The sequence below is a fragment of the Pseudomonas sp. RP-B7 genome (assembly GCF_059803535.1).
The window spans coordinates 15,027-31,615 of record NZ_JAPFHC010000046.1 but is presented as its reverse complement, the minus strand read 5'-3'; the positions used below and the strand labels follow the sequence as shown (position 1 = coordinate 31,615).

The following is a 16,589-nucleotide window of genomic DNA, read 5'->3' as shown; positions in this document are numbered from 1 at the left end:
GTGGAGCCCATCCTTCCAAAATAATAAAAACAGGCTTTCCAATGAGCCCAAACCTCAGCCTCCTGCGTAAATTCGTCTCGCCTGAAATCATCTTTGGCGCCGGCTGCCGGCACAACGTCGGCAATTACGCGAAGACCTTCGGCGCGCGCAAGGTGCTGGTGGTCAGCGACCCCGGGGTGATCGCCGCCGGTTGGGTCGCCGACGTCGAAGCCAGCCTGCAAGCCATCGGTATCGATTACTGCCTGTACTCCGCCGTGTCCCCCAACCCCCGCGTTGAAGAAGTGATGACCGGCGCCGAGGTCTACCGTGAAAACCACTGTGACGTGATCGTCGCCATCGGCGGCGGCAGCCCGATGGACTGCGGCAAGGCCATCGGTATCGTGGTCGCCCACGGGCGCAGCATTCTCGAGTTCGAAGGCGTGGACACCATTCGCGTGCCCAGCCCGCCGCTGATCCTGATCCCCACCACCGCCGGCACCTCGGCGGATGTCTCGCAGTTCGTGATCATTTCCAACCAGCAGGAACGCATGAAGTTCTCCATCGTCAGCAAGGCGGTGGTGCCGGATGTGTCGCTGATCGACCCGGAAACCACCGCCAGCATGGACCCGTTCCTGTCCGCCTGTACCGGCATCGACGCGCTGGTGCATGCCATCGAGGCGTTTGTCTCCACCGGCCATGGCCCGCTGACCGATCCCCATGCCCTGGAAGCCATGCGCCTGATCAACGGCAACCTGGTGCAGATGATCGCCAACCCCACCGACATTGCCCTGCGCGAGAAGATCATGCTCGGCAGCATGCAGGCCGGACTGGCGTTCTCCAATGCGATCCTTGGCGCAGTGCACGCCATGTCCCACAGCCTCGGCGGCTTCCTCGACCTGCCCCACGGGCTGTGCAACGCGGTGTTGGTGGAGCATGTGGTGGCGTTCAACTACAGCTCGGCGCCGGAGCGTTTCCAGGTGATTGCCGAGACGTTCGGCATCGACTGCCGGGGCCTCAACCACCGGCAGATCTGCGGGCGGTTGGTGGAGCATCTGATCGCGTTGAAGCACGCGATCGGTTTCCACGAAACCCTCGGCCTGCACGGGGTGCGTGTGGCGGATATTCCGTTTTTGTCCGAGCATGCAATGGATGACCCGTGCATCCTCACCAACCCGCGCGCGTCGAGCCAGCGTGATGTTGAGGTCGTTTATGGCGAAGCACTCTGACGACCCGCAACGCGCGCTGTCTGCGCTGCTGGGGCTGGGCGATCAGTCGGCGCGCAAGAGTCACTACCCGGAGCTGACCGCACGCCTGGATGAGCTGGAGGCCGAGCGCAAGCGCTATATCCGCCTCAACGACGAGTTGGAGCAGCGCGTCGCCGCACGCACCGATGAATTGCTGGAAGCCAACCACAACCTGCAGCAGCAGATCGCCCAGCGCGAACAGATCGAACAGGATCTGCGCGACGCCCGCGACGCCGCCCAGGCCGCCAACCGCAGCAAGGACAAGTACCTCGCTGCCGCCAGCCATGACCTGCTGCAACCACTGAACGCCGCACGGCTTTTGATCGCCACCTTGCGTGAGCGCCAGTTGCCCGATGTCGAGCGGGTACTGGTGGAACGCACGCACCAGGCGCTGGAAGGCGCCGAGGATCTGCTCACCGACCTGCTCGACATCTCGCGACTCGACCAGGCGGCGGTCAAGCCGGATGTGGCCCTGTATCGCCTGGATGAAGTGTTCGCGCCGCTGGTCTCGGAATTCCAGTCGGTGGCCCAGGCGGCCGGGCTGAATTTGCGCGTGCACACCGGGCATTACGCGGTGCGCACCGACCTGCGCTTGTTGACGCGGATTCTGCGTAACTTTCTCAGCAACGCCTGCCGCTACACCGACGACGGCTGCATCCTCCTCGGCGCACGACGCCGGGGCGATTGCCTGCGCCTGGAGGTGTGGGACACCGGGCGCGGGATTGCGGCGGATCGGCTGGAGGCGATTTTCCTTGAGTTCAACCAGCTGGATGTCGGCCGTGCAGCGGATCGCAAGGGGGTGGGGTTGGGCTTGGCGATTGTCGAGCGGATCGCCGAGATCCTTGGCTACCCGATTGCCGTGCGCTCCTGGCCGGGGCGCGGCTCGATGTTCAGCATCGAAGTGCCGCTGAGTGCCGAGATGCCCCTGGCGATCAGCCAACTGCCGGTACAACCGACCACCGGCAATCCGCTGCCGGGGCGGCGCTTGCTGGTGATCGACAACGAAACCAGCATCCTCGAAAGCATGAGCGCGCTGCTCGAACAGTGGGGCTGCGAAGTGCTCACCGCCACCGACCAGGCCGGTGCGATGGCGGTGTTGCGGGGCAGGGCGCCGGAGTTGATCCTCGCCGACTATCACCTCGACCACGGCGTGGTCGGCTGCGAGGTGGTCAAGCAGTTGCGCGAGCATTTCGCCTGCAAGATCCCCGCGGTGATCATCACCGCCGACCGCACCGACCAATGCCGTCGCGCCTTGCGTCGGCTGGATGCGCCGTTGCTGAACAAACCGGTCAAGCCCGGCAAGTTGCGGGCGGTGTTGAGCCAGTTGCTCAGCTGAATATCCAGGTCCAGCTATGTAAACCCGATCCTCTGTGGGAGCGGGCTTGCTCGCGAATGCGGTGTATCAGTCAATACATTTGCTGACTGACACTCCGCCTTCGCGAGCAAGCCCGCTCCCACATTTGAATCGCTTGATACCCGTCAACACCGCGTGCGGCAAAATGCACCATGCTCAAGGCCCGATCTAGAGCCTTGGAGCACCCGATGAGCGCTGCACCCTTCAAATTGCCCTTGGGCCTGGTCATCGCCGTACTGGTGATGGCCGGGGTGCTGCTGTTGCCGCTGCCGGCGGATTTGCCGGTGGCCGGGCATCGCATGCTGGCGATCCTCGCGTTTGCCGTGGTGGTGTGGATCACCGAGGCGGTGTCCTACGAGGCCAGCGCGATCATGATCACGTCGCTGATGGCGTTCCTGTTGGGCACTGCGCCGTCGCTGCAAGACCCTGCGCATCTGATCGGCACCAGCCCGGCCATCAGCATGGCGTTGACCGGGTTCTCCAACCCGGCGCTGGCGCTGGTGGCGGGCGCGCTGTTTATCGCGGCGGCCATGACCCACACCGGCCTGGACCGGCGCATTGCGTTGGTGACGCTGAGCCGGGTCGGCACCAGCACCCGGCGCATCCTGCTGGGGGCGATTGCCGTGACCATCCTGCTCAGCCTGGTGGTGCCCAGCGCCACGGCGCGCAGTGCCTGTGTGGTGCCGATCATGATGGGCGTGATCGCTGCATTCGGCGTGGACAAGCGCTCGAACATCGCCGCCGCGATCATGATCGTGGTGGCCCAGGGCACCAGTATCTGGAACGTCGGCATCCAGACTGCTGCGGCGCAGAACCTGCTCACCGTCGGTTTCATGGACAAGATGCTTGGCCAGCGCGTGTCGTGGATCGACTGGCTGATCGCCGGGGCGCCGTGGGCGTTGATCATGTCGGCGGTGCTGTTGTTCCTGGTGCTCAAGCTGCTGCCGCCGGAGACCGATAGCATTCCCGGTGGCAAGGAGGCGGTGGCCCAGTCACTGGTGGACATCGGCCCGATGACCGGGCCGCAGAAACGCCTGCTGAGCGTGTCGGTATTGTTGCTGCTGGCCTGGGCCACCGAAGGGCGCCTGCACAACTTCGACACCACCTCGACCACTTACGCCGGGCTGGTGTTCCTGCTGCTGCCGGGGCTTGGGGTGATGACCTGGAAGGATGTGCAGTCGCGCATTCCGTGGGGCACGGTGATTGTGTTTGGTGTGGGCATCAGCCTGGGCACCGCGCTGCTGACCACCCAGGCCGGGCAATGGCTGGGCTCCCAGGTGGTGGCGCATACCGGCCTGGATCAAGTCGGGCCGCTGGGGGTGTTTGCGATCCTGGGCGCGTTTTTGATCCTGATTCATTTGGGCTTCGCCAGCGCCACGGCGCTGACCTCGGCGTTGCTGCCGATTTTGATTGCGGTGTTGCAGACTTTGCCTGGGGAATTCAGTCGGTTGGGCATGACCATGTTGCTGGGGTTTGTAATGAGCTACGGGTTTATCCTGCCGATCAATGCGCCGCAGAATATGGTGTGTTTGGGCACCGGGACGTTTACGGCGCGGCAGTTTGCCAAGGTGGGGATTCTGGTGACGCTGATCGGCTATGGCTTGATGCTGGTGTTCGCTGCCACTTACTGGAGCTGGCTGGGCTGGATCTGACTCAGAACACGCCGCAGATCCAATGTGGGAGCGGGCTTGCTCGCGAATGCGCAGTGTCAGTCAGCAAATGTAGTGACTGATCCACCGCATTCGCGAGCAAGCCCGCTCCCACACAAGCCTGCTCCCACATTTTTTCCGGCGCACACTTCAGTCATCATTTGTACCTTCTCGATGGCAAGATGAACTTCGCTCAGGTTTACTGTCTCTGAGTACCGGTTTACCTGAGTCGTCGAATGGACAAATACACCCCCCGCACCTGGCAGCCCCACGAGCGGCCGAGCCTGCCCGGTTCGCCGTCCACCCCGTTGCACCCGACGCCCAAGCGCTGGCTGTTCGCACTGGTCGGCGTGCTGGTGGCAATCACCGGCGGCTTGGGCAACGCGCTGGTCATCGCCAACCTGCAATACCTGCAAGGCGCCCTCGGTGCGACCACTGCGGAAATGGCCTGGCTGCCCGCCGCCTATGTGATGACCAACGTGTGCATGAACCTGTTGCTGGTGAAGTTCCGCCAGCAGTTCGGCCTGCGTGCGTTTACCGAGGTGTTCCTGGTGCTGTACGCGCTGGTGACCTTCGGGCACTTGTTCGTCAACGACCTCAGTTCGGCGATTGCGGTGCGGGCGGCCCACGGCATGGTCGGCGCGGCACTGAGTTCGTTGGGCTTGTATTACATGATCCAGGCCTTCCCGGCCAAGTGGCGTTTGAAATCCCTGGTGCTGGGCCTCGGCACGGCACAACTGGCGTTGCCGCTGGCGCGGTTGTTCTCCGAGGACTTGCTGCAAATTGCCGAATGGCGCGGCTTGTACCTGTTCGAACTGGGCCTGGCGCTGATCTGCCTGGGCTGTGTGTTCCTGCTCAAGTTGCCGCCTGGTGATCGTTTCAAGACCTTCGAAAAACTCGACTTCCTGACCTTCGCCCTCTTGGCCAGCGGCGTGGCCCTGCTGTGTGCGGTGCTGTCCCTGGGCCGGATCGACTGGTGGCTGGAAGCGCCGTGGATCGGCGTCGCCTCGGCGTGTTCCCTGGTATTGATCATGGCTGGCCTGGCCATCGAGCATAACCGCGCCAACCCGATGCTGATGACCCGCTGGCTGGGCAGCGGGGTGATGATCCGGCTGGCGTTGGCGGTGATCCTGATCCGCATGGTGCTGTCCGAGCAGTCCACCGGCGCCGTGGGGTTCATGCAGGTGCTGAACATGAGCTACCAGCAAATGCACACGTTGTACCTGGTGATGCTGGCCGGGGCGATTGCCGGGCTTGCGGTCAGCGCGTTGACGATCAACCCGGCGCATCTGCTGATGCCTCTGGTGATTTCCCTGGCGTTGATGGCCACAGGTTCGGTGATGGACAGTTTCTCCAGCAACCTGACCCGCCCGCAGAACCTGTACATCAGCCAGTTCCTGCTAGGCTTCGGCGGCACGTTCTTCCTTGGGCCGACCATGGTGCTGGGCACCAAGAACGTGCTGGCCAACCCGCGCAATCTGGTGAGTTTTTCAGTGATGTTCGGCATTTGCCAGAACCTCGGCGGCCTGATCGGCGCGGCGTTGCTGGGTACGTTCCAGATCGTGCGCGAGAAGTTTCATTCGAGCATGATCGTCGAACACCTGACCCTGCTGGACCCGCGTGTGGCCGCGCGGGTGGCGAGCGGTGGCTCGGCCTACGGTGGTGTGATCGCCGACCCCGAGTTGCGCAACCTCATGGGCATCCGCAGTCTCGCGACGGCGGCCACCCGTGAGGCGAATGTGATGGCTTACAACGATGTGTTCATGCTGATCGCGATCATCGCGATGCTGACCATGATCTGGATCTTTATCCGCAGTCTGTGGCTGATGAGTACCACTCGAGCAGCCACTCCCGTTCAACCCAGCGGCGCACCTACATGACCGAACCTTCAACCACGACCACCACCGCCATCGCCGCCACCCCCGAAGGCAGCACGCCGCCGGGCGCGGTGCCCACCGAACTGCGCCCGCTGCGGGTGCGGATCATCTCGTCCCTGGGCTTTGCCGCGATTGCCATTGTCGGCGTGCTGATCGTGCTTTACGCCTGGCAACTGCCGCCGTTCAGCAGTGCAGTGGAAACCACCGAAAACGCCCTGGTGCGCGGGCAGGTCACGATCATCGGGCCGCAGCTCAGCGGCTACGTGTTTGAAGTCCCGGTGCAGGACTTCCAATACGTAAAGACCGGCGACCTGCTGGTGCGCCTGGATGATCGCATCTACAAACAGCGCCTCGACCAGGCGCTGGCACAGTTGGCGGTGCAAAAGGCGTCGCTGGCCAACGTGGTGCAGCAGCGCAACAGCGCCGAAGCCACCATCAAGCTGCGCCAGGCGGCGTTGGCGGACAGTGAGGCGCAGGCGCGCAAGAGCACCGCGGATTTGCGCCGCAATGAAGAGCTGATCAGCGATGGTTCGGTGTCCCGGCGCGAGCTGGACGTGACCCGTGCCGCGAACGCGCAGACCCTCGCGGCGGTGGCCCAGGCCCAGGCGAGCCTGGAAATCGCGCGGCAGGATTTACAGACGGTGATCGTCAATCGCGGTTCCCTGGAAGCGGCGGTGGCGAGTGCGGATGCGGCGGTGGAACTGGCGCGGATCGACCTGTCGAACACGCGCATCACCGCACCACGTGACGGCCAGCTGGGGCAGATTGGCGTGCGCCTGGGTGCCTACGTCAACTCCGGCGCGCAACTGATGGCACTGGTGCCGCCGCAGTTGTGGGTGATCGCAAACATGAAGGAAACCCAGATGGACAACGTGCAGGTGGGGCAACCCGTGACGTTCACCGTGGATGCACTGAACCACCGCAAGTTTCATGGCACGGTGCAGCATATTTCACCGGCCACCGGGTCGGAGTTCAGCCTGTTGCAGGCAGACAATGCCACCGGCAATTTTGTGAAAATTGCCCAGCGGGTGCCGGTGCGGATTACGGTGGATGCGGATCAGGCCGAGAGTGAACGGCTGAGGCCGGGGTTGTCCGTGGTGGTCAGTATCGACACCGCAGGGCGCCTCAAAAACAGCCCACCCTGACACTGACACAACAGCGATCAAAACTGTGGAAGCGGGCTTGCTCGCGAAAGCGGTGTGCCAGGCGCTGAATGAGTTACTGCGCCACCGTATTCGCGAGCAAGCCCGCTCCCACAGTTGGAAGGTATTTCAGCTTGAATGACAGATGTGCCGACTGGTTTTGTTCCAGCAACTTCAACCCCGGCTTGCCGGGCAGATGATGGGCATTCACCGGGTGGCTTACCGGCTCGATGCAAAAGAACTCCAACCCCGGCGGGCAGTAGAGCAGGAAGTAATCGGCGCCGCTGGCCTGGCATTCCAGGGCGTAACCCAGGTCCGGTTGCTCGATGCGGCACTGCCCATCCCAGTGACAGAAGCCGTTGTCGACCAGGCCGTCGGGCAGGCCTTTCAACTGCTGGAAATCCCAATCCACTGGCACCGGCGCCAGGCCCGTGGGCAGTTTCGCCGCATCACTGAGCCACACCTGCGAAGCCTTGGCCTGCAACCGCGTGCCGGGTGTGCGGGGCAAATACGGATGCAGTCCCAACCCATGCCACGCGGCTTTCTCGGCCAGGTGCGTGACCGTTAACGCGATGTTCAACTCACCGTCCCGCAAGCCAAAGCGTTGCTCGGCGCGATAGGCGAACGGTGTGTCGCACAACACCTGCATCACCACTTCATCCGCCGACTGGCTGACCACCTGCCACGCCTGCTGCCACGCCGAACCGTGGATCGGCAACGGGTCGGTGCGGCTGTTGGGTTGCAGGGCCAGCCAGCCGTCGGGGTTGTTGAAGCCGCCTGCCGCGATGCGGTTGGACCAGGGCGCGAGTGGGTAGCAGCCCAGTTTGCCCGGCAGGCCGCTGTTCACGGCGTGCTCATCGCTGTGGCGCAACAATGGCTGGCCGGTGGCGATGACCTGCCAGTTGACGATGCTGCCGCCGATGGCGGGGGCCAGGGTGAGGTGGGTGAGGGCGTCTTTGAGTTCGATCATCAGGGCTGTCCCGTCAGAGGGTGAAAGTCGGCTCGGGCAAACCCTGCACGCCAGGATTGAGGGCAAACACGCCACCCGACAGCGACTGTTCGCTCGGGTCATCGCGGATCGAGGTGACGAACAGTGTGTCCAACCGGCTGCCGCCAAAGGCGCACATGGTGGGCTTTTTCACCGGGACGCTGAGGGAGCGGTCGAGGCGTCCGTCGGGGGTGAAACGGTGGATCAGCCCGGCGTCGTTGGCGCAGATCCAGTAGCAACCGTCGGCGTCCACTGCGGCGCCGTCGGGGCGGCCGGGGTGCTGGTGCATGTCCACGAATAGGCGGCGGTTGGATGGCGTGCCGCTGTCGATGTCGTAGTCGAATGCCCAGATCTGTTGCACCAACGGGTGAGAGTCCGAGGCGTACATCGTGCGCCCATCGGGGCTGAAGGCCAGGCCGTTGAGGGTGATGAAACCGTCCAGTTCGGCATGGGGCGCCTGGCCAGCGGTGTACCGATACAGAATGCCTGCGGCCGCATTCAAGCCCATGTCCAGCACCATGCTGCCGGCCCAGAAGCGGCCCTGGCGATCACAGCGGCCATCGTTCAGGCGCATGTCCGCGCGGGGGTGTTCGACGCGTTCCAAGGGCGTGCTGTCGAGGCTGCCGTCGTTGTGCGCGGTGAGCTGGAAAAAGCCGCTTTCCATGCCGGCGACCCAGTTGCCCGCCGTCGTGCGGGCAATGCAGGCGAGCATCTGCGGGGCTTTCCAGGCGGCGATGTGGCCGCTGGCGGCGCTCCAGCGTTGCAGGCCGCCGTGGGGGATGTCCACCCAGTACAGTGCGTTTTCTGCGGGCACCCACACCGGGCATTCGCCTACGGCGTTGCGGGCGTCGACAATCAGTTCTGCACTCATGGGTCAGTCCCCGAACGGCCCGGCCGCGCAGAAGGCGCCGCCCTGGTAGACCTTGGCCGGATCATCGGCGGCCACTGGTGGCAGGGCTTCGACCTGGGCGCGGAACACTTCGGAGTTATCCTTGGGCGCGTAGCCCAGGTGTGCGGCGTAGCGGTTGTCCCACCAGGTGTCGAGGTTATCCGACATGCCGTAGACCACGGTGTGGCCGACGTCTGGCGTGTACAGCGCGCGTTCGAGCAGTTGGGTCAGGTCATCGAAGCTTAGCCAGGTGTGCATCATGCGGCGGTTCTGCGGTTGCGGGAACGACGAGCCGATGCGGATGCTCACGGTCTGGATGCCGTAGCGATCGAAGTAGAAACTGGCCATGTCCTCGCCGTAGGACTTGGACAGGCCGTAGTAGCTGTCCGGGCGACGGGGCGAATGGGCGTCGAGGATTTCACCTTGTTTGTGAAAGCCGATCACGTGGTTGGAACTGGCGAAGATCACACGTTTGACCCCATGCCGACGTGCAGCTTCGTAGATATGGAAAATCCCGCTGATGTTGGCGCCGAGGACCTCTTCAAAGGAGCGCTCCACCGATACACCGCCAAAGTGCAGGATGGCGTCGACGCCTTCCACCAACTGGTGCACGGCTTGTTTGTCGGCGAGGTCGCAGGGTTGGACTTCTTCGGCGTCGTCAGCGGCCGGGGCCATCTCGGCGATGTCCGACAGGCGCAGTACGCGGGCATAAGGGCGCAGGCGTTTACGCAGGACTTTGCCCAGGCCACCGGCGGCACCAGTGAGCAGCAGGCGGTTGAAGGGAGCGGGAGTGGTCGTGGTCATGGGCGTTCCATTGTTGTTGTAGGTTGTCGTATGACTAGGCCAAAGTATCGTTACAGATTCCCCGGCTTGTCAACGCTCCTTGCGGCGAATGCAATTCAAGTGTGGGAGCGGGCTTGCTCGCGAAAGCGGTGTGTCAGTTACAGGTGTGCTGACTGATCCACCGCTTTCGCGAGCAAGCCCGCTCCCACAGGGGGATTTGCGTTGGCTGCACAGGCGGGTTCGACGTGAATGTTTACAGCAGTGAAATCGGGTAGCTGATGAAGAGTCGGTTCTCGTCGAACTCATTGTTGCTGAAGTCGCGACGCATGGTCGAGTTTCGCCATTTCACGTTCAGGTTCTTCAGCGCGCCACTTTGCACGGTGTAGGCCAGTTCCGACTCGCGGCCCCATTCCTTGCCGTCGGTGATCGTTCCGGTGTGCACGTTACTGCCACTGATGTAGCGATTCATCAGCGTCAGCCCCGGCACGCCAAGCACCACGAAGTTGAAGTCGTGCCGCACCTGCCAGGACTTTTCCTTGGCGTTGTCGTAGCTGGCGTTGTAGCTGTCGTTGGCCAGGGTGCCGCCGCTGGTGCCGTTGATCTTCATCCAGGCGCTGTCGCCGGTGAGTTTCTGCAGGCCCACATAGAAGGTGTTGCCGCCGTAGCGTGCCGAGAGCAGGGCGAAAGCGGTCTTGTTGTCGAGGTCGCCAGCCAGGGCGCTGCCGTCTTCCTTGCCGGTGAAGAAACCGAGGTTGGCGCCCAGGGTCCAGTCGCCTACGGGCTGGCTGTGCGTGAGGTTGAGGTACTGTTGCTGGTAGATGTCGCTGAGTTCGGCGTACCACAGGCCGACCTGGGTGCGCTTTTCGTTGAAGCTGTATTCGGCGCCGCCGAAGTTGAAACGATCGGAGGTGAACGCGGCTTTGCCGTTCATGAACATGTCTTCCATGCTCGCGTCGTTGCGTGGGCTGTTGCCACGGAACTGGCCGCCGTAGAGGGTCAGGCCGGCGATTTCATTGGAGGTGAGCTGGCCGCCACGAAAGGTCTGGGGCAGGGAGCGGCCGTCGTCGGAGCGCAGGATCGGCAGCACCGGCATCCATTCGCCGACCTTCAGTTCGGTCTTCGACAAGCGGGTTTTCAGCGCCACGCCCAGGCGTCCGAAGTTGTCTGCCGGGCGGCCGTCGCTGTGGATCGGCAACAATTGGGTGCCACCCGTGCCTTTGCCGCCGTCGAGCTTCTGCGAGTACAGGCCCAGCACGTCAATGCCAAAGCCCACGGTGCCTTGGGTGAAGCCGGACTTGGCGTCGAGAATGAAGTTCTGCGTCCACTCTTGCGCCTTGGCCTGGGGGTTGCTCGGGTTGGTGAAGTTGCGGTTGAAGTAGGCGTTGCGCAGGTTGAGCGTGGCCTTGGCGTCATCGAGAAAGCCGTCGGCGTGGGCGCCGAGGGGCAGGGTGACGATCAGGCTGCCGAGGCTGACAAGGCCCAGGCGTACGCAGGAATTGCGGGCGAATTGACTCACAGTGGAGCTCCCTTGCTTTGTTGTTTTTATTATTTGTCGTACGTCGTCGTACAACATTGAGCTGAGTATTTGCGTGGTTTGTGGGGGTTGTCAATCAGAAGTTATACGATGACCTGGTTCGCCACCGTTTATAGAATGGGCACGGTTCAAGTGTGGGAGCGGGTTTGTGTGGGAGCGGGCTTGCTCGCGAATACGGTGGATCAGCCAATACGGCTGTAACTGACACACCGCTTTCGCGAGCAAGCCCGCTCCCACACAAGCCCGCTCCCACATTTGGATTGATGTTCGACTTGAGGGGGCTACTGGGTCATGACCATCGGCGGCAGGGTGCCGAGGAGGGACACGGCGGCGACCGCTGAAATGCCCAGCAGCCACTCCAGCAGCACACTGGCCTTCAGGCTGCCTTGGCGTTCGTCACAGCGTTCGATTCGTAATCGATTCAACAGCGCCAGGGCGAGCATGCCCAGCACCAGCATCACCTTGATCAGCAGAATCAACGCGAAACCGCTGAACAGCGGCGTTGGCCATAGCTGACCAGTCAGCACGCGTACGTTGATCAACCCGGTCACCAACAATCCCGCGACCAAGCCATAGCCCACGCCGCTGAACCGCCGCAAGATCGGCTCCAGCGCATAGCCCTGGGTTTGGCGCAGGATCAACACCAGCACCCACAAACCGCCGAGCCAGGCGCCGACGCAGGCCAGGTGCACCACCTGATTGAGGATCAGCAGGCGCCCGCTGAGCCCATCGAGCATCGCGCCATGGCCCACGGGGGCGAGGGTGGCCAGCAGCAACGCGATCAGCGGCAGGCGCAGCGTCGGCCAGGGTTTGATCAATGCGGTCAACAGCAACAGGTTGAGCAGCAGATGCCACACCCACACCTGGCCAAAAAACGTCTTGCCCAGCACCAACTCGACGGTGGTCGGTTGCCATGCGGCGTCCCAACTGCCAGCCATGCTGGCGGTGATCAGCAGCAGCCAGGTGATCCCAGACAACAGCGCGACCCAGGCCAGTGCCCGGGTGCCGCGCAGCAGTTGCCGGTCCAGCGCCGGTTGCACTTCGTTGCCGAGCAGCCAGGGCTTGAGCACGCAGGCCCCGAACATCAACAGCACCGCAATGAAATGCACGAAACGGCACAGCACCAACAGCGTCGCCATGGCTTATTGGCCGACCTTGAAGCTGTATTCACCGTTGCTCTTGTGGGTGTCGACCGATACCGCGTTCCACACCACCTTGTAGTTGCCGGCAGCCAGCGGCGCGGCAGGGGTGACCACCAGGGTTTTCTTGTCCTTGTCCGGGGTTGCCAGGCCCTTGATGGCGACTTCGGTGCCGTCTTTGCTCAGGGAGACCTTGGTGAAGGTGGCTTCGACGCCTTCGCTGAAGGTCAGGCGCAGGTCGGCGGGCGCGGCGACGGTGCTGTCGGCGGCGGGCGTGGCGCTTTTCAGGTGGGCGTGGGCAAAGGCCGCCGAAGCGCCCAGCAGGGAAGCGAGCAGGGTAAGGGTGGTCAGGGTCTTTTTGATCAACATTGTTCAATACCAATCAATGGGGAGAAGCGGGCAGTGTACGAAGTTTCGGTATGGCCTGTCGCCGCGATCTAGAGCCGGTGGTAGTCTCTAACCCATGTTGTTGTCGGGGAGCCCTCATGGGCAATCACAAGATTGGCATTCGTCGGGTCAACGTCGAGAAAATCCTGCTGGCGGCAGAGAAGATCTTCGCCGAAAAGGGCTATGGCAGCACCGCCATGGCCGACATCGCTGAAGAAGTGCAACTGCCGCGTTCCAACCTGCACTACTACTTCACCACCAAGAGCGAGCTGTACAGCGCGGTGCTGTTCGACCTGCTGGAAGTGTGGAAGCAGGACGCCCTGAGCTTCGAGACCTTCGATGACCCGCGCGTGGTGCTCAGCAGCTACATCCGCGCCAAGATGCAACGCTCGCGCACGCGGCCGTATGGCTCGAAAGTCTGGGCCAACGAAATCATCCACGGTGCGCCCACACTGGGTGAGGCGTTGGATGCCAGCCTGTACGACTGGGCCAAGATGAAAGAGGCGAAGATTCGCCAGTGGGTGGAGGACAAGCGCATCCTGCCGGTGGAACCGTCGAGCCTGCTGTACATGATCTGGGCGTCGACCCAGCACTACGCGGACTTTGATCACCAGGTGAAGATTCTGAATGATCACCAGCCGTTGTCGGATATGCAGTTCGAGCGGGCGATCCAGACGGTGACCGGGGTGATTTTGCGCGGGATTGGGTTGGAGCCCTGATTTTTGTGGTGGGGCTGAGGGCCTCTTCGCGAGCAAGCCCGCTCCCACAGTGGACCGCATTTTATCTGGAGGAATGCGGTTGAATGTGGGAGCGGGCTTGCTCGCGAAGGCGGCTTAAAGGACTACACAGCCTCCCGATATGGATTACGCGGGTCCTGCGTCCAATTCAAATACGGCTTGCCCGTGTCTATCGCCACCATCTCGATGCAGTCCGCTACCGGGCAGGTGATCTGGCACAGGTTGCAGCCCACGCACTCGTCATCGATGACCTCGTATAGGTGCGTGCCATCCGCCTGTTTCAAACTCGCAATCGCCTGGTGCGAGGTGTCCTCGCAGGCAATATGGCAACGTCCGCAACCTATGCATGCCGCCTGATCGATCTTGGCGATGACCTGGTAGTTGATGTCGAGGTACTTCCAGTCCGTGGTGTTGCCCACCGCCCGCCCGGAGAATTCCTGCAAGCTCTTGTAGCCCTGGCTGTCCATCCACCGCGACAGCCCGTCCTTCATCTCTTCCACAATCCGGAACCCATGCAGCATCGCCGCCGTGCACACCTGCACCGCGCCGCAGCCAAGGGCCACGAACTCCGCCGCATCGCGCCAGTTGCCGATGCCGCCAATGCCGCAGATCGGCAGGCCCTGGGTCTGCGGGTCGCGGGCAATTTCGGCGACCATGTTCAGCGCGATCGGCTTGACCGCCGAGCCGCAATAACCGCCGTGGGTGCTTTGGCTGCCGACCACGGGCAGGGCGACCATGCGCTCCAGGTCCACGCTGGTGATGGAGTTGATGGTGTTGATCAGCGACACCGCATCCGCGCCGCCGCGATAGGCCGCCCGCGCCGCCACGCGGATGTCGGTGATGTTCGGTGTGAGCTTGACGATCACCGGCAGCGAGCAATAGGTCTTGCACCAGCGCGTCACCTGCTCGACGTACTCCGGCACTTGGCCGACCGCTGCGCCCATGCCGCGCTCGGGCATGCCGTGGGGGCAGCCGAAGTTCAGCTCGATACCGTCGCAGCCGGTGGCTTCCACCAGGGGCAGGATGTTTTTCCAGGATTGCTCCACACACGGCACCATCAGCGAGACGATCAGCGCGCGGTCGGGCCAGTCTTTTTTCACCTGGGTGATTTCCCGCAGGTTGATCTCCAGGGAGCGGTCGGTGATCAGCTCGATATTGTTGATGCCCAGCACTTCGCGGTTGGCGCCGTAGTGCGCCGAGTAACGTGACGACACGTTGACCGCCGCCGGGTCTTCACCCAGGGTTTTCCAGACCACGCCGCCCCAGCCGGCTTCGAAGGCGCGGACTACGTTGTAGGCCTTGTCGGTGGGTGGCGCAGAGGCCAGCCAGAATGGATTGGGGGCTTTGATACCGGCGAACACAATCGAGAGATCGGCCATTACGCAGCCTCCATATTCAGCATGAGTTGGGCGTGCATGGCAATGGCTGCCAGCTTGCCGTGTTGCACCGCCTGCACGGTGAGGTCCTGGCCGAGGCTGACGCAATCGCCGCCGGCATACACCCCGGGAATGCTGGTGCGCAGCTGCTCGTCGACAAAGATCCGCTCGCCGACGCGTTGCAGTTGCTGGGCCAGTGGATCGTGCAGCGCCGCGTTGTCGAAGCCTTGGCCGATGGCTTTGAAGATCGCATCGGCGGCCAGTTCGAAGGTTTCGCCGGTGGGGTGCAGGCGGCCGTTTTCCAGGCGTGTGCGCAGGAAACGCATGCCGCGTACGTGGCCTTGGTCATCCAGCAGGACTTCTTCGGGTTGGGCCCAGGTCAGCAGGCGCACCTGGTTGGCTTTGGCGATGTCTTGCTCATGCTGGGTGGCGCCCATGTCCGCCAGGCCACGGCGGTACACCAGGTTTACATCGCGGGCGCCGAGGCGGGCCATCTGCACGGCCATGTCGATGGCGGTGTTGCCGGCGCCGAGCACGATGCAACGGTCGGCCAGGGGCAGTTGGGTGAGGTCATCGGCCTGGCGCAGTTCGCGGATGTAGTCGGTGGCGGCGAGCAGCCCGGGGGCATCTTCATGGGGCAGGCCCAGTTGTTTGCTGGCAGCCAGGCCGAGGCCGAGGAACACTGCGTCGAACTGCTGGTGCAGGTCGCTCAGCGTGAGGTTGTCGCCCAGGCGCTGGCCGTGGCGGATCTCGATGCCGCCGATCTGCAGGAGGAAATCCAGTTCCTTCTGGGCGAAGTCATCCACCAGTTTGTACTTGGCGATCCCGTATTCATTCAGGCCGCCGGCTTTTTCCCGGGCTTCGAAGATCACCACGTCATGGCCGTGCAGGGCGCTGCGATGGGCACAGGCCAGACCGGCGGGCCCGGCGCCGACCACGGCGATGCGCTTGCCGGTGGACGCCGCGCGGTGGAACGGGTGTTCGCTGAAGTGCGCGTTGTCCACGGCGTAGCGTTGCAGCAGGCCGATCAGCACGGGGGCGCATTCCTCGGCGTTGTTGCGCACGCAGGCTTGCTGGCACAGGATTTCGGTGGGGCAAACCCGGGCGCAGCTGCCGCCGAGGATGTTGGCCGAGAGGATTTTCTGCGCGGCGCCTTGCACGTTGTCGGTGTGGATATTGCGGATGAACGACGGGATGTCGATCTCACTGGGGCATGCGTTCACGCACGGCGCGTCGTAGCAGTACAGGCAGCGCGAGGCTTCCAGTTGGGCCTGGCGGGCGTTGAGGGGCGGTGCCAGGTCGGTGAAGTGGCCGGCGAGGGTGGGTCCATCCTCGGTGGGATGGGGGAGGTGGGTCAGGGTCTGGATCACGGGTTTGGCCTCACGGTTATTGAGGTACTGCCTCTGATGGGCATTGGTTTTTGTGTTGCCTGTGCTGGCCTCTTCGCGAGCAAGCCCGCTCCCACATTGGATTGGGTTCACATATTTTTATTTGTGAATACAGTCAGTGTG

The 16,589-nt window shown here is 63.1% G+C and carries 14 protein-coding genes; 6 read left to right on the top strand and 8 right to left on the bottom strand.

Translation table 11 applies throughout. From position 1 onward, the window contains the following. The first annotated feature begins 41 nt into the window (after positions 1 to 41). The 5 genes from ercA (at position 42) to OPU96_RS27150 (ending at position 7,248) form a co-directional block, all read left to right on the top strand. On the top strand, positions 42 to 1,205 hold the full coding sequence (gene ercA, locus OPU96_RS27170; RefSeq protein WP_124528356.1) for an alcohol dehydrogenase-like regulatory protein ErcA: 1,164 nt from the start codon (positions 42 to 44) through the stop codon (positions 1,203 to 1,205). Further along, positions 1,189 to 2,559 (top strand): ATP-binding response regulator, encoded by a 1,371-nt coding sequence (locus OPU96_RS27165; RefSeq protein ID WP_498560036.1) that lies wholly within the window; start codon positions 1,189 to 1,191, stop codon positions 2,557 to 2,559. The genes ercA and OPU96_RS27165 overlap by 17 nt, the downstream gene beginning before the upstream one ends. A gap of 206 nt (positions 2,560 to 2,765) precedes the next feature. Then, the gene (locus OPU96_RS27160) at positions 2,766 to 4,229 is read left to right on the top strand and encodes a DASS family sodium-coupled anion symporter (RefSeq protein ID WP_463983529.1); all 1,464 of its coding nucleotides are present in this window, start codon (positions 2,766 to 2,768) and stop codon (positions 4,227 to 4,229) included. A gap of 233 nt (positions 4,230 to 4,462) precedes the next feature. Further along, positions 4,463 to 6,106, top strand: coding sequence for an MFS transporter (locus OPU96_RS27155; RefSeq protein WP_192296672.1), 1,644 nt, complete (start codon positions 4,463 to 4,465; stop codon positions 6,104 to 6,106). Continuing rightward, complete coding sequence (locus OPU96_RS27150) at positions 6,103 to 7,248, top strand: HlyD family secretion protein (RefSeq protein ID WP_192296671.1); 1,146 nt, start codon at positions 6,103 to 6,105, stop codon at positions 7,246 to 7,248. Before OPU96_RS27155 ends, OPU96_RS27150 begins: the two co-directional genes overlap by 4 nt. 73 nt (positions 7,249 to 7,321) lie before the next feature. Here the strand turns inward: OPU96_RS27150 and OPU96_RS27145 are convergent, their stop codons facing one another. The 6 genes from OPU96_RS27145 to copC form a co-directional block, all read right to left on the bottom strand. Next, on the bottom strand, positions 7,322 to 8,215 hold the full coding sequence (locus OPU96_RS27145; protein WP_305391150.1) for an aldose 1-epimerase: 894 nt from the start codon (positions 8,213 to 8,215) through the stop codon (positions 7,322 to 7,324). Between the two features lie 13 nt (positions 8,216 to 8,228). Beyond that, positions 8,229 to 9,104 carry an SMP-30/gluconolactonase/LRE family protein gene (locus OPU96_RS27140; RefSeq protein WP_498560035.1) on the bottom strand — a complete coding sequence of 292 codons (876 nt, stop codon included), beginning with the start codon at positions 9,102 to 9,104 and terminating at the stop codon, positions 8,229 to 8,231. 3 nt (positions 9,105 to 9,107) lie between these two features. Further along, positions 9,108 to 9,926 (bottom strand): NAD-dependent epimerase/dehydratase family protein, encoded by an 819-nt coding sequence (locus OPU96_RS27135; protein ID WP_498560034.1) that lies wholly within the window; start codon positions 9,924 to 9,926, stop codon positions 9,108 to 9,110. Between the two features lie 232 nt (positions 9,927 to 10,158). Then, on the bottom strand, positions 10,159 to 11,421 hold the full coding sequence (locus OPU96_RS27130) for an OprD family porin (RefSeq protein ID WP_226457764.1): 1,263 nt from the start codon (positions 11,419 to 11,421) through the stop codon (positions 10,159 to 10,161). A 299-nt stretch (positions 11,422 to 11,720) separates the two neighbouring features. Next, positions 11,721 to 12,578, bottom strand: a complete 858-nt coding sequence (gene copD, locus OPU96_RS27125) for a copper homeostasis membrane protein CopD (protein WP_498560033.1) — start codon at positions 12,576 to 12,578, stop codon at positions 11,721 to 11,723. Positions 12,579 to 12,581: 3 nt separating this feature from the next. Next, a complete protein-coding gene (gene copC, locus OPU96_RS27120; RefSeq protein ID WP_192296665.1) occupies positions 12,582 to 12,947 on the bottom strand; it encodes a copper homeostasis periplasmic binding protein CopC in 366 nt (121 codons plus the stop codon). Positions 12,948 to 13,063: 116 nt separating this feature from the next. On the opposite strand from copC, the gene OPU96_RS27115 reads away from it, so the two are divergent. Next, on the top strand, positions 13,064 to 13,684 hold the full coding sequence (locus OPU96_RS27115; protein ID WP_226457766.1) for a TetR/AcrR family transcriptional regulator: 621 nt from the start codon (positions 13,064 to 13,066) through the stop codon (positions 13,682 to 13,684). Positions 13,685 to 13,806: 122 nt separating this feature from the next. Here OPU96_RS27115 and preA read toward each other — a convergent pair whose 3' ends face one another. Both preA and OPU96_RS27105 read right to left on the bottom strand, forming a co-directional pair. Then, complete coding sequence (gene preA, locus OPU96_RS27110) at positions 13,807 to 15,081, bottom strand: NAD-dependent dihydropyrimidine dehydrogenase subunit PreA (protein WP_192296663.1); 1,275 nt, start codon at positions 15,079 to 15,081, stop codon at positions 13,807 to 13,809. Continuing rightward, positions 15,081 to 16,448 carry an NAD(P)-dependent oxidoreductase gene (locus OPU96_RS27105; RefSeq protein WP_498560032.1) on the bottom strand — a complete coding sequence of 456 codons (1,368 nt, stop codon included), beginning with the start codon at positions 16,446 to 16,448 and terminating at the stop codon, positions 15,081 to 15,083. The genes preA and OPU96_RS27105 overlap by 1 nt, the downstream gene beginning before the upstream one ends. Positions 16,449 to 16,589 lie beyond the last annotated feature (141 nt).

Bases quoted from the DNA above. Each gene is read 5' to 3' on its own strand.
- OPU96_RS27135 (WP_498560034.1), bottom strand. From the start codon at position 9,926: ATGACCACGACCACTCCCGCTCCCTTCAACCGCCTGCTGCTCACTGGT.
- OPU96_RS27155 (WP_192296672.1), top strand. From the start codon at position 4,463: ATGGACAAATACACCCCCCGCACCTGGCAGCCCCACGAGCGGCCGAGC.
- OPU96_RS27115 (WP_226457766.1), top strand. From the start codon at position 13,064: ATGGGCAATCACAAGATTGGCATTCGTCGGGTCAACGTCGAGAAAATC.
- OPU96_RS27145 (WP_305391150.1), bottom strand. From the start codon at position 8,215: ATGATCGAACTCAAAGACGCCCTCACCCACCTCACCCTGGCCCCCGCC.
- OPU96_RS27150 (WP_192296671.1), top strand. From the start codon at position 6,103: ATGACCGAACCTTCAACCACGACCACCACCGCCATCGCCGCCACCCCC.
- copD (WP_498560033.1), bottom strand. From the start codon at position 12,578: ATGGCGACGCTGTTGGTGCTGTGCCGTTTCGTGCATTTCATTGCGGTG.
- OPU96_RS27140 (WP_498560035.1), bottom strand. From the start codon at position 9,104: ATGAGTGCAGAACTGATTGTCGACGCCCGCAACGCCGTAGGCGAATGC.
- OPU96_RS27165 (WP_498560036.1), top strand. From the start codon at position 1,189: ATGGCGAAGCACTCTGACGACCCGCAACGCGCGCTGTCTGCGCTGCTG.
- ercA (WP_124528356.1), top strand. From the start codon at position 42: ATGAGCCCAAACCTCAGCCTCCTGCGTAAATTCGTCTCGCCTGAAATC.
- preA (WP_192296663.1), bottom strand. From the start codon at position 15,081: ATGGCCGATCTCTCGATTGTGTTCGCCGGTATCAAAGCCCCCAATCCA.
- copC (WP_192296665.1), bottom strand. From the start codon at position 12,947: ATGTTGATCAAAAAGACCCTGACCACCCTTACCCTGCTCGCTTCCCTG.
- OPU96_RS27160 (WP_463983529.1), top strand. From the start codon at position 2,766: ATGAGCGCTGCACCCTTCAAATTGCCCTTGGGCCTGGTCATCGCCGTA.